Here is a 12,349-nt window from a genome sequence, read left to right on the forward strand (position 1 = left end):
CTAATTTTCCATGATGGATTCAGTAGTAGATGGTAGAAATTCCCACGTTAACGCCCTTAGCCTTGACCATCATTTCAGGCGAAAATTTTTGGTTATGATAGTGGAGAATCTTTTCCTTTAGTTCCTTGGTCAAGCTTGATTTCTTGACCGAGCGCTTGCGATTATTTTCATAAGACTGTTGAGCATAGTCGGCAGAATAAACCTCTTTAAAGCGTCCTTTTCCAAGACATTGTCGGACTGTCCCACGCTTGATTTCATTGTGAATGGTTTGAGGAGCTTTTCCAAGTAAAGAGGCGATTTCTCTATTTGATTTCCCTTCTTTTTTCCATCTTTCGATTAAGCGACGGCTATCGATTGTCAAATGTTTGGCTTTTGTAGTATAATGGTTTTTCATCTCTGTGCCTTTCTTGTGTTTGTGATTGAACGCCAAAATACAAACAGAAACTTTTCAAAAAAATAACTTTTTATCTTGACAAGGGCTAGAAAACTTGGTATCATATAAAAGTTGAGAAAAGCAGAAGTGAGAGCTTCTCGCCTTGTGACATCAAGTTGCCTGGCCCTACGGATGAAAAGTTTCTAAGAAACGCTATCATAACGTGCGGGCTTGTATATTTACGAGTCCGCTATTGTTTTTCTCTAATAAAACAAAAGAGGTGAAAACCATAGCAAAGCAAGACTTATTCATCAATGATGAGATTCGTGTACGTGAAGTTCGCTTGATTGGTCTTGAAGGAGAACAGCTAGGCATCAAGCCACTCAGTGAAGCGCAAGCTTTGGCTGATAACGCTAATGTTGACCTAGTATTGATTCAACCCCAAGCCAAACCGCCTGTTGCAAAAATTATGGACTACGGTAAGTTCAAATTTGAGTACCAGAAGAAGCAAAAAGAACAACGTAAAAAACAAAGCGTTGTTACTGTGAAAGAAGTTCGTCTAAGTCCAACGATTGACAAGGGTGACTTTGATACAAAACTTCGCAATGCACGCAAATTCCTTGAAAAAGGAAATAAAGTTAAGGTATCTATTCGCTTTAAGGGTCGTATGATTACCCATAAAGAGATTGGTGCAAAAGTTTTAGCCGAGTTTGCTGAAGCAACTCAAGATATTGCCATCATCGAACAACGTGCTAAAATGGATGGACGTCAAATGTTCATGCAATTGGCGCCAGCGACTGACAAAAAATAATTGTCAGAAAGTTAAATAAAGGAGAAAAAATCATGCCAAAACAAAAAACACACCGCGCATCAGCTAAACGTTTCAAACGTACAGGTTCTGGTGGACTTAAACGTTTCCGTGCTTACACTTCTCACCGTTTCCACGGAAAAACTAAGAAACAACGTCGTCATCTTCGTAAAGCATCTATGGTGCATTCAGGAGATTACAAACGTATCAAAGCAATGCTTACTCGCTTGAAATAATAGCTTGACTGTAAGTAAATAATTCTAGGAAATATTTGGAGGAAATAAAACATGGCACGTGTTAAAGGTGGCGTTGTATCACGCAAACGTCGTAAACGTATTCTTAAATTAGCAAAAGGTTACTATGGAGCTAAACACATCTTGTTCCGTACTGCAAAAGAACAAGTAATGAACTCTTACTACTATGCATACCGTGACCGTCGTCAGAAAAAACGTGACTTCCGCAAATTGTGGATCACTCGTATCAACGCGGCAGCTCGTATGAACGGACTTTCATACTCACAATTGATGCATGGTTTGAAATTGGCTGAGATCGAAGTTAACCGTAAAATGCTTGCTGACTTGGCTGTTAACGATGCAGCAGCTTTCACAGCTCTTGCAGATGCAGCTAAAGCAAAACTTGGTAAATAACAACTGATGAGACTGGAAGAGGATTGTCTAGTCTTTTTAAAAATAAAGGAGAAAAATATGGCTTCAAAAATGCTACATACTTGCTTGCGAGTAGAAAATCTTGAAAAATCAATTGCATTCTATCAAGATGCTTTTGGTTTTAAAGAATTGCGTCGCAGAGATTTTCCAGATCATGCCTTCACGATTGTCTATCTAGGTCTTGAGGGTGATGACTATGAGTTGGAATTGACTTATAACTACGATCACGGCTCTTATGTGGTTGGAGATGGCTTTGCTCATATCGCCCTAAGTACACCTGATCTTGAGGTTCTTCATCAAGAGCACAGTGCAAAAGGCTATGAAGTGACTGAGCCAAATGGCCTACCAGGAACTACACCAAACTATTACTTTGTCAAAGACCCTGATGGCTACAAGGTCGAAGTCATTCGTGAAAAATAATTTCGTGCAAGTTAAGTAGAATATTCGTTTTCTACTTGACTTTTTTTAGCTGAAAGAGTATACTAATAAAAATTCAACCTTTAAGGGGAGTCCAGAGAGACTCACAAGGTGTCAGATAAAAGAATAGTGCAATTTTCTAGAGGAGACCTTTTGAGTGTGCTCTCTTGTGTTGTACGATTTTAACTGAGGCCTTGCACTAGCAAGGTCTTTTCTTTATCTGGTCCCCTTAAAATTTAAGGAGGAAAAGTTATGAATCCCACATGTAAGAAGCGTTTGGGTGTCATTCGGTTGGAAACCATGAAGGTGGTTGCACAAGAGGAAATCGCGCCAGCAATCTTTGAATTAGTCCTGGAAGGAGAAATGGTTGAAGCCATGCGAGCAGGCCAATTTCTTCATCTGCGTGTACCAGACGATGCCCATCTCTTACGTCGTCCTATTTCAATTTCGTCTATTGACAAGGCAAACAAGCAGTGTCACCTCATTTATCGGATTGAGGGAGCTGGGACTGCAATTTTTTCAACCTTAAGTCAGGGAGACACTCTTGATGTGATGGGGCCTCAGGGAAATGGTTTTGACTTGTCTGACCTTGATGAGCAGAATCAGGTTCTCCTTGTTGGTGGGGGGATTGGTGTTCCACCCTTGCTTGAGGTGGCCAAGGAATTGCATGAACGTGGAGTGAAAGTAGTGACAGTCCTCGGTTTTGCTAATAAGGATGCTGTTATTTTGAAAACGGAATTGGCTCAGTATGGTCAGGTCTTTGTAACGACAGATGATGGTTCTTATGGCATCAAGGGAAATGTTTCCGTTGTTATCAATGATTTAGATAGTCAGTTTGATGCTGTTTACTCGTGTGGGGCTCCAGGAATGATGAAGTATATCAATCAAACCTTTGATGATCACCCAAGAGCCTATTTATCTCTGGAATCTCGTATGGCTTGTGGGATGGGAGCTTGCTATGCCTGTGTTCTAAAAGTACCAGAAAGCGAGACGGTCAGCCAACGCGTCTGTGAAGATGGTCCTGTTTTCCGCACAGGAACAGTTGTATTATAAGGAGAAAATTATGACTACAAATCGATTACAAGTGTCTCTACCTGGTTTGGATTTGAAAAATCCGATTATTCCAGCATCAGGCTGTTTTGGCTTTGGACAAGAGTATGCCAAGTACTATGATTTAGACCTTTTAGGTTCTATTATGATCAAGGCGACAACCCTTGAACCACGTTTTGGGAATCCAACTCCAAGAGTGGCAGAGACGCCTGCTGGTATGCTCAATGCAATTGGCTTGCAAAATCCTGGTTTAGAGGTTGTTTTGGCTGAAAAGCTACCTTGGCTGGAAAGAGAATATCCAAATCTTCCTATTATTGCCAATGTAGCTGGTTTTTCAAAACAAGAGTATGCAGCTGTTTCTCATGGGATTTCCAAGGCAACTAATGTAAAAGCTATCGAGCTCAATATTTCTTGTCCCAATGTTGACCACTGTAATCATGGACTTTTGATTGGTCAAGATCCAGATTTGGCTTATGATGTGGTGAAAGCAGCTGTGGAAGCCTCAGAAGTGCCAGTTTATGTCAAATTAACCCCGAGTGTGACCGATATCGTTACTGTCGCAAAAGCTGCAGAAGATGCGGGAGCAAGTGGCTTAACTATGATCAATACTCTGGTTGGAATGCGCTTTGACCTCAAAACTAGAAAACCAATCTTGGCCAATGGAACAGGTGGAATGTCTGGTCCAGCAGTCTTTCCAGTAGCCCTCAAACTCATCCGCCAAGTTGCCCAAACAACAGACCTGCCTATCATTGGAATGGGAGGAGTGGATTCGGCTGAAGCTGCCCTAGAAATGTATCTGGCTGGGGCATCTGCTATCGGAGTTGGAACAGCTAACTTTACCAATCCTTATGCCTGCCCTGACATCATCGAAAATTTACCAAAAGTCATGGATAAATACGGTATTAGCAGTCTGGAAGAACTCCGTCAGGAAGTAAAAGAGTCTCTGAGGTAAACTGCAATCAATCTGTTCTTGATTTTTTATTAGTTTGTAATATGAATTTAGGAGAATTTTGGTACAATAAAATAAATAAGAACAGAGGAAGAAGGTTAATGAAGAAAGTAAGATTTATTTTTTTAGCTCTGCTATTTTTCTTAGCTAGTCCAGAGGGTGCAATGGCTAGTGATGGTATTTGGCAAGGAAAACAGTATCTGAAAGAAGATGGCAGTCAAGCAGCGAATGAGTGGGTTTTTGATACTCATTATCAATCTTGGTTCTATATAAAAGCAGATGCTAACTATGCTGAAAATGAATGGCTAAAGCAAGGTGACGACTATTTTTACCTCAAATCTGGTGGCTATATGGCCAAATCAGAATGGGTAGAAGACAAGGGAGCCTTTTATTATCTTGACCAAGATGGAAAGATGAAAAGAAATGCTTGGGTAGGAACTTCCTATGTTGGTGCAACAGGTGCCAAAGTAATAGAAGACTGGGTCTATGATTCTCAATACGATGCTTGGTTTTATATCAAAGCAGATGGACAGCACGCAGAGAAAGAATGGCTCCAAATTAAAGGGAAGGACTATTATTTTAAATCTGGTGGTTATTTACTGACAAGTCAGTGGATTGACCAGGCTTATGTGAATGCCACTGGTGCCAAAGTACAGCAAGGTTGGCTTTTTGACAGACAATACCAATCTTGGTTTTACATCAAAGAAAATGGAAACCATGCTGATAAAGAATGGATTTTCGAGAATGGTCACTATTATTATCTAAAATCCGGTGGCTACATGGCAGTCAATGAATGGATTTGGGATAAGGAATCTTGGTTTTATCTCAAATCTGATGGGAAAATAGCTGAAAAAGAATGGGTCTACGATTCTCATAGTCAAGCTTGGTACTACTTCAAATCTGGTGGCTACATGGCGAAAAATGAGACTGTAGATGGTTATCAGCTTGGAAGCGACGGTAAATGGCTTGGAGAAAAAGCTACAAACGAAAATGCTGCTTACTATCAAGTAGTTCCTGTCACAGCAAATGTTTATAATGCAGATGGTGAAAAGCTTTCCTATATATCGCAAGGTAGTGTCGTCTGGCTAGATAAGGATAGAAAAAGTGATGACAAGCGCTTGGCTATTACTGTTTCTGGTTTGTCAGGCTATATGAAAACAGAAGATTTACAAGCACTAGATGCTAGCAAGGATTTTATCCCTTATTATGAGAGTGATGGCCACCGTTTTTATCACTATGTGGCTCAGAATGCTAGTATTCCAGTAGCTTCTCATATTTCTGATATGGAAGTAGGCAAGAAATATTATTCGGCAGATGGGCTGCATTTTGATGGTTTTAAGCTTGAGAATCTCTTCCTTTTCAAAGATTTAACAGAGGCTACAAACTATAGTCCTGAAGACTTGGATAAGGTATTTAGTCTGTTGAATATTGACAATAGTCTCTTGGAAAATAAGGGATCTACCTTTAAGGAAGCTGAAGAACATTACCATATCAATGCCCTCTATCTCCTTGCCCATAGTGCTTTAGAAAGTGATTGGGGACGAAGTAAGATTGCTAAAGATAAGAATAATTTCTTTGGAATTACAGCCTATGATACGACACCTTACCTTTCTGCCAAGACATTTGATGATGTGGATAAGGGAATTTTAGGTGCAACCAAGTGGATTAAGGAAAATTATATCGATAGGGGCAGAACTTTCCTTGGAAATAAGGCGTCTGGTATGAATGTTGAATATGCCTCAGACCCTTATTGGGGCGAAAAAATTGCTAGTGTGATGATGAAAATCAATGAGAAACTAGGTGGTAAAGATTAGTCTTATTATTGGATATGATTTGAGTGAATAGTATGTTAAAAATCCTGATTTCAAGTAAAATCAGGATTTTTTCATGGATGCGATTTTTTCTGGGTCTGGTGTAACACGGAGGGTCTTTTGTCCTGTGTAAGTGACAAAGCCGGGTTTGCCACCAGTTGGTTTGTTAAGTTTCTTGACCTCGATCATATCTACCTGAACCAGATTTGACAGGCGAGCTTGCGAGAAGTAGGCGGCTAGCTCTGCTGCGTCTGTCTTGACTTCATCAGATGGGTCTAGGTTGCCTGAGATGACAACGTGGCTTCCAGGAATGTCCTTGGCATGGAACCAAAGTTCCTCTTTGCGTGCCATTTTAAAGGTTAGCTCCTCGTTTTGTAGGTTGTTTCGGCCGACATAGATGATGGTTTTGCCATCGCTTGCTAGATATTGTTCTGGTTTTTTGCGTTTCTGGATTTTCTCCCGCTGTCTTCTGCGGATAAAGCCAGTTTGAATCAATTCTTCACGGATTTCAGCGATTTCTTCCAGCCCAGCTTGGTTGAGGACGGTTTCTACACTTTCCAGATAGAGAATAGTGGCCTTGGTTTCCTCAATCAGATCAGTCAAGTATTTGACAGCTTCTTTGAGTTTCTGATACCGTTTAAAATAGCGTTGGGCATTTTGGTTGGGAGTCAAGGCCTTATCAAGCGCAATCGTGATAGGTTGGTTGGTGTAGTAGTTGTCTAGGATAACCTGGTCTTGGTCGTTAGGCACTTGGTGGAGGAAGGTTGTCAGCAATTCTCCTTTTTGACGAAATTCTTCAGCGTTGTCTGTCGCCAGTAACTCTTTTTCCTGTTTTTTCAGCTTATGTCGGTTTTTCTGAAGTTCATTTTCAACACGACGAATGAGTTCACTGGCTTGCTGTTTGACGCGGTCGCGTTCTGCCTTGTCCTTATAGTAGGTGTCCAGCAAATCAGAAAGACTGGTAAAAGGCTCTCCTACTTGATTTTTAAAAGGAACTGGACTGAAGGATGTCTCAGTCAAGCATGGCTGGGTTTCTTGATGGAAAAAGGTACGGAAAGTAGACAGTTTATCACTAACCAGAATCCTTTCCAATTCATTTGCCGTATCGCGTCCCAGACCTTGAAAGAGGCTTTGAAGATTTTTAGCTGTCGTTTCCTGTGTTTGCAGGATTTCAAAGAGTTTCTCGTCCTTGATAGTAAAAGGATTGAGAGATTCCGTACTTGGCGGAGCGATATAGGTCGATCCAGGAAGCAAGGTGCGGTAGCTATTTTGTGAAAAACCAACGTGTTTAATGACTTCGAGAATTTTGTGGCTACTTTTATCAACCAGTAGAATATTACTGTGTTTCCCCATAATCTCGATAATCAGGGTAGCCTGGATATGGTCTCCAATCTCGTTTTTATTGGAAACTGTCATTTCCACAATACGGTCATTTTCCACCTGCTCAATCGACTCAATCAGGGCCCCCTGTAAATACTTTCTCAAAACCATGATAAAGGTAGAAGGTTGGGCTGGATTTTCAAAAGTCGTTTGGGTCAGCTGAATGCGTCCAAAAACGGGATGGGCAGAAAGGAGCAGGCGGTGACTTTGGCGATTGCTGCGGATTTGCAAGACCAACTCTTGTTCAAAAGGCTGATTGATTTTCTGGATGCGACCATTCACTAATTCGCTTCGCAATTCCTCAACTATGTGGTGTAAAAAAAATCCATCAAATGACATCGTTCTCTCCTTGTGATTGTATTCCATAGTATTATATCAAAAAGGTAGAATAAAATCATGGAAATGTGGTATAATAAAGCCAAGTAAAGAGAAACGAGAAGCACATGTATATTGAAATGGTAGATGAAACTGGTCAAGTTTCAAAAGAAATGTTGCAACAAACCCAAGAAATTTTGGAATTTGCAGCCCAAAAATTAGGAAAAGAAGACAAGGAGATGGCAGTCACTTTTGTGACCAATGAGCGTAGTCATGAACTTAATCTGGAGTACCGTGACACCGACCGTCCGACAGATGTCATTAGCCTTGAGTATAAACCAGAATTGGAAATTGCCTTTGACGAAGAGGATTTGCTTGAAAATCCAGAATTGACAGAGATGATGTCGGAGTTTGATGCCTATATTGGGGAATTGTTCATCTCTATCGATAAGGCTCATGAGCAGGCCGAAGAATATGGTCACAGCTTTGAGCGTGAGATGGGCTTCTTGGCAGTACACGGCTTTTTACATATTAACGGCTATGATCACTACACTCCGGAAGAAGAAGCGGAGATGTTCGGTTTACAAGAAGAAATTTTGACAGCCTATGGACTCACAAGACAATAAACGAAAATGGAAAAATCGTGACCTGATATCCAGTTTAGAATTTGCTTTGACAGGTATTTTTACTGCTATCAAGGAAGAACGCAATATGCGAAAACACGCAGTGACGGCTCTAGTGGTCATCCTTGCAGGTTTTGTTTTTCAGGTGTCACGAATCGAATGGCTCTTTCTCCTATTGAGCATTTTCTTGGTAGTAGCCTTTGAGATTATCAACTCTGCTATTGAAAATGTGGTGGATTTGGCCAGTCACTATCACTTTTCCATGCTGGCTAAAAATGCCAAGGATATGGCGGCTGGCGCGGTATTAGTGGTTTCTCTTTTCGCAGCCTTAACAGGCGCATTGATTTTTCTCCCACGAATCTGGGATTTATTATTTTAAACAGTAAGAGGAAATTATGACTTTTAAATCAGGCTTTGTAGCCATTTTAGGACGTCCCAATGTTGGGAAGTCAACCTTTTTAAATCACGTTATGGGGCAAAAGATTGCCATCATGAGTGACAAGGCGCAGACAACGCGCAACAAAATCATGGGAATTTACACGACTGATAAGAAGCAAATTGTCTTTATCGACACACCAGGGATTCACAAGCCTAAAACAGCTCTCGGAGATTTCATGGTTGAGTCTGCCTACAGTACCCTTCGCGAAGTGGACACCGTTCTTTTCATGGTGCCTGCTGATGAAGCGCGTGGTAAGGGGGACGATATGATTATCGAGCGTCTCAAGGCTACCAAGGTTCCTGTGATTTTGGTGGTGAATAAAATCGATAAGGTCCATCCAGACCAGCTCTTGTCTCAGATTGATGACTTCCGTAATCAAATAGACTTTAAGGAAATTGTTCCAATCTCAGCCCTTCAGGGAAATAATGTGTCTCGTCTAGTGGATATTTTGAGTGAAAATCTGGATGAAGGTTTCCAATATTTCCCGTCTGATCAAATCACAGATCATCCAGAACGTTTCTTAGTTTCAGAAATGGTTCGCGAGAAAGTCTTGCACCTAACTCGTGAAGAGATTCCACATTCTGTAGCAGTAGTTGTTGACTGTATGAAACGAGACGAAGAGACAGACAAGGTTCACATCCGTGCAACCATCATGGTCGAGCGCGATAGCCAAAAAGGGATTATCATCGGTAAAGGTGGCGCTATGCTTAAGAAAATCGGTAGTATGGCCCGTCGTGATATCGAACTCATGCTAGGAGACAAGGTCTTCCTAGAAACCTGGGTCAAGGTCAAGAAAAACTGGCGCGATAAAAAGCTAGATTTGGCTGACTTTGGCTATAATGAAAAAGAATACTAAGTAGAGGTGGGCTCATGCCTGCTTCTTGTTTTTACAGAAGGAGGACTTATGCCTGAATTACCTGAGGTTGAAACCGTTTGTCGTGGCTTAGAAAAATTGATTATAGGAAAGAAGATTTCGAGTATAGAAATTCGCTACCCCAAGATGATTAAGACGGATTTGGAAGAGTTTCAAAGGGAATTGCCTAGTCAGATTATCGAGTCAATGGGACGTCGTGGAAAATATTTGCTTTTTTATCTGACAGACAAGGTCTTGATTTCCCATTTGCGGATGGAGGGCAAGTATTTTTACTATCCAGACCAAGGACCTGAACGCAAGCATGCCCATGTTTTCTTTCATTTTGAAGATGGTGGCACGCTTGTTTATGAGGATGTTCGCAAGTTTGGAACCATGGAACTCTTGGCCCCTGACCTTTTAGACGCCTACTTTATTTCTAAAAAATTAGGTCCTGAACCAAGCGAACAAGACTTTGATTTACAGGTCTTTCAATCTGCCCTTGCCAAGTCCAAAAAGCCTATCAAATCCCATCTCCTCGACCAGACCTTGGTAGCTGGACTTGGCAATATCTATGTGGATGAGGTTCTCTGGCGAGCTCAGGTTCATCCAGCTAGACCTTCCCAGACTTTGACAGCAGAAGAAGCGACAGCTATTCATGACCAAACCATTGCTGTATTGGGACAGGCTGTTGAAAAAGGTGGATCCACCATTCGGACCTATACCAATGCCTTTGGGGAAGATGGAACCATGCAGGATTTTCATCAAGTCTATGACAAGGCTGGTCAAGAATGTGTACGCTGTGGCACCATCATTGAGAAAATCCAACTAGGTGGACGAGGCACCCATTTTTGTCCTCAGTGCCAAAGGAGGAATTGATGGGAAAAATCATTGGAATCACTGGGGGAATTGCCTCTGGTAAGTCAACTGTGACAAATTTTCTAAGAAAGCAAGGTTTTCAAGTAGTGGATGCCGACGCAGTCGTCCACCAACTACAGAAACCTGGTGGTCGTCTGTTTGAAGCTCTAGTCCAGCACTTTGGGCAAGAAATCATCCTTGAAAACGGAGAACTTAATCGCCTTCTCCTAGCTAGTCTTATCTTTTCAAATCCTGAAGAACGAGAATGGTCTAAGCAAATCCAAGGAGAGATTATCCGTGAAGAGTTGGCTACTTTGAGAGACCAATTGGTTCAGACAGAAGAGATTTTCTTCATGGATATTCCCCTACTTTTTGAGCAGGACTACAGCGCTTGGTTTGATGAGATATGGTTGGTCTATGTGGACCGAGATGCTCAAGTAGAACGCTTAATGAAAAGGGACCAGTTGTCCAAAGATGAAGCTGAATCTCGTCTGGCAGCCCAGTGGCCTTTAGAGAAAAAGAAAGATTTGGCCAGCCATGTTTTAAACAACAATGGGAATCAGGACCAGCTTCTTACTCAAGTGGTCTCCCTGCTTGAGGGAGGTAAGCAAGATGACAGAGATTAACTGGAAGGATAATCTGCGCATTGCCTGGTTTGGTAATTTTCTGACAGGAGCCAGTATTTCTTTGGTTGTACCTTTTATGCCCATCTTCGTGGAAAATCTAGGTGTAGGGAGTCAGCAAGTCGCTTTTTATGCAGGCTTAGCAATTTCTGTCTCTGCTATTTCCGCGGCGCTCTTTTCTCCTATTTGGGGTATTCTTGCTGACAAATACGGCCGAAAACCCATGATGATTCGGGCAGGTCTTGCTATGACTATCACTATGGGAGGCTTGGCCTTTGTCCCAAATATCTATTGGTTAATCTTTCTTCGTTTACTAAACGGTGTATTTGCAGGTTTTGTTCCTAATGCAACGGCACTGATAGCCAGTCAGGTTCCCAAGGAGAAATCAGGCTCTGCCTTAGGTACTTTGTCTACAGGCGTAGTTGCATGCACTCTAACTGGTCCCTTTATTGGTGGCTTTATCGCAGAATTATTTGGCATTCGTACAGTTTTCTTACTGGTTGGTAGTTTTCTATTTTTAGCTGCTATTTTGACTATTTGCTTTATCAAGGAAGATTTTCAACCAGTAGCCAAGGAAAAGGCTATTCCAACAAAGGAATTATTTACCTCGGTTAAATATCCCTATCTTTTGCTCAATCTCTTTTTAACCAGTTTTGTCATCCAATTTTCAGCTCAATCGATTGGCCCTATTTTGGCTCTTTATGTACGCGACTTAGGGCAGACAGAGAATCTTCTTTTTGTCTCTGGTTTGATTGTGTCCAGTATGGGCTTTTCCAGTATGATGAGTGCAGGAGTCATGGGCAAGCTAGGTGACAAGGTGGGCAATCATCGTCTCTTGGTTGTCGCCCAGTTTTATTCAGTCATCATCTATCTCCTCTGTGCCAATGCCTCTAGCCCCCTTCAACTAGGACTCTATCGTTTCCTCTTTGGATTGGGAACCGGTGCCTTGATTCCCGGGGTTAATGCCCTACTCAGCAAAATGACTCCCAAAGCCGGCATTTCGAGGGTCTTTGCCTTCAATCAGGTATTCTTTTATCTGGGAGGTGTTGTTGGTCCCATGGCAGGTTCTGCAGTAGCAGGTCAATTTGGCTACCATGCTGTCTTTTATGCGACAAGCCTTTGTGTTGCCTTTAGTTGTCTCTTTAACCTGATTCAATTTCGAACATTATTAGACTTCCTGCGAAACAA

The 12,349-nt window shown here is 41.7% G+C and carries 14 protein-coding genes, 1 pseudogene and 1 other annotated feature; of the genes and pseudogenes, 13 read left to right on the forward strand and 2 right to left on the reverse strand.

Features of this window, described 5'->3' with window-relative positions; all coding sequences use genetic code 11:
• Positions 1 to 22: 22 nt before the first annotated feature.
• Positions 23 to 394, reverse strand: a pseudogene (locus HT729_RS06440) (helix-turn-helix domain-containing protein); the annotation flags it as partial.
• 112 nt (positions 395 to 506) lie between these two features.
• Positions 507 to 638, forward strand: a sequence feature (ribosomal protein L20 leader region).
• A 15-nt stretch (positions 639 to 653) separates the two neighbouring features.
• On the opposite strand from HT729_RS06440, the gene infC reads away from it, so the two are divergent.
• From infC to HT729_RS06475, 7 genes are all read left to right on the forward strand, one after another.
• On the forward strand, positions 654 to 1,184 hold the full coding sequence (infC, locus tag HT729_RS06445) for a translation initiation factor IF-3 (RefSeq protein WP_000848180.1): 531 nt from the start codon (positions 654 to 656) through the stop codon (positions 1,182 to 1,184).
• Between the two features lie 32 nt (positions 1,185 to 1,216).
• The gene (gene rpmI / locus HT729_RS06450; RefSeq protein ID WP_001125943.1) at positions 1,217 to 1,417 is read left to right on the forward strand and encodes a 50S ribosomal protein L35; all 201 of its coding nucleotides are present in this window, start codon (positions 1,217 to 1,219) and stop codon (positions 1,415 to 1,417) included.
• Between the two features lie 51 nt (positions 1,418 to 1,468).
• A complete protein-coding gene (rplT, locus tag HT729_RS06455) occupies positions 1,469 to 1,828 on the forward strand; it encodes a 50S ribosomal protein L20 (protein ID WP_000124834.1) in 360 nt (119 codons plus the stop codon).
• A gap of 57 nt (positions 1,829 to 1,885) precedes the next feature.
• A complete protein-coding gene (locus tag HT729_RS06460; protein WP_172931814.1) occupies positions 1,886 to 2,266 on the forward strand; it encodes a VOC family protein in 381 nt (126 codons plus the stop codon).
• A 249-nt stretch (positions 2,267 to 2,515) separates the two neighbouring features.
• Entirely contained in the window at positions 2,516 to 3,316 is an 801-nt protein-coding gene (locus tag HT729_RS06465; RefSeq protein ID WP_001070103.1) for a dihydroorotate dehydrogenase electron transfer subunit, read from the forward strand.
• 10 nt (positions 3,317 to 3,326) lie between these two features.
• Positions 3,327 to 4,265 carry a dihydroorotate dehydrogenase gene (locus HT729_RS06470; RefSeq protein ID WP_000210693.1) on the forward strand — a complete coding sequence of 313 codons (939 nt, stop codon included), beginning with the start codon at positions 3,327 to 3,329 and terminating at the stop codon, positions 4,263 to 4,265.
• A gap of 41 nt (positions 4,266 to 4,306) precedes the next feature.
• On the forward strand, positions 4,307 to 6,076 hold the full coding sequence (locus HT729_RS06475) for a glucosaminidase domain-containing protein (protein WP_172931815.1): 1,770 nt from the start codon (positions 4,307 to 4,309) through the stop codon (positions 6,074 to 6,076).
• Positions 6,077 to 6,136: 60 nt separating this feature from the next.
• On the opposite strand, the gene pavA is transcribed toward HT729_RS06475, so the two are convergent.
• Complete coding sequence (gene pavA, locus HT729_RS06480) at positions 6,137 to 7,792, reverse strand: Rqc2 family fibronectin-binding protein PavA (protein WP_100127906.1); 1,656 nt, start codon at positions 7,790 to 7,792, stop codon at positions 6,137 to 6,139.
• Between the two features lie 104 nt (positions 7,793 to 7,896).
• Between pavA and ybeY the strand changes: the two genes are divergently transcribed.
• The 6 genes from ybeY to HT729_RS06510 form a co-directional block, all read left to right on the forward strand.
• Positions 7,897 to 8,394: an rRNA maturation RNase YbeY gene (ybeY, locus tag HT729_RS06485; RefSeq protein ID WP_000275158.1), complete on the forward strand. Its 498-nt coding sequence runs from the start codon at positions 7,897 to 7,899 to the stop codon at positions 8,392 to 8,394.
• The gene (locus HT729_RS06490) at positions 8,375 to 8,770 is read left to right on the forward strand and encodes a diacylglycerol kinase (protein WP_000378166.1); all 396 of its coding nucleotides are present in this window, start codon (positions 8,375 to 8,377) and stop codon (positions 8,768 to 8,770) included. The genes ybeY and HT729_RS06490 overlap by 20 nt, the downstream gene beginning before the upstream one ends.
• A gap of 16 nt (positions 8,771 to 8,786) precedes the next feature.
• Positions 8,787 to 9,686, forward strand: coding sequence for a GTPase Era (era, locus tag HT729_RS06495; RefSeq protein ID WP_100127905.1), 900 nt, complete (start codon positions 8,787 to 8,789; stop codon positions 9,684 to 9,686).
• A gap of 48 nt (positions 9,687 to 9,734) precedes the next feature.
• The gene (gene mutM, locus HT729_RS06500) at positions 9,735 to 10,559 is read left to right on the forward strand and encodes a DNA-formamidopyrimidine glycosylase (protein ID WP_100127904.1); all 825 of its coding nucleotides are present in this window, start codon (positions 9,735 to 9,737) and stop codon (positions 10,557 to 10,559) included.
• The gene (gene coaE, locus HT729_RS06505; RefSeq protein ID WP_100127903.1) at positions 10,559 to 11,164 is read left to right on the forward strand and encodes a dephospho-CoA kinase; all 606 of its coding nucleotides are present in this window, start codon (positions 10,559 to 10,561) and stop codon (positions 11,162 to 11,164) included. Before mutM ends, coaE begins: the two co-directional genes overlap by 1 nt.
• A partial coding sequence (locus HT729_RS06510; protein ID WP_079251599.1) for a multidrug efflux MFS transporter occupies positions 11,151 to 12,349 on the forward strand: 1,199 nt, incomplete at its 3' end. The genes coaE and HT729_RS06510, both read left to right, overlap by 14 nt.

The sequence above is a fragment of the Streptococcus sp. 79 genome, assembly GCF_013277425.1.
GTDB lineage: Bacteria > Bacillota > Bacilli > Lactobacillales > Streptococcaceae > Streptococcus > Streptococcus pseudopneumoniae.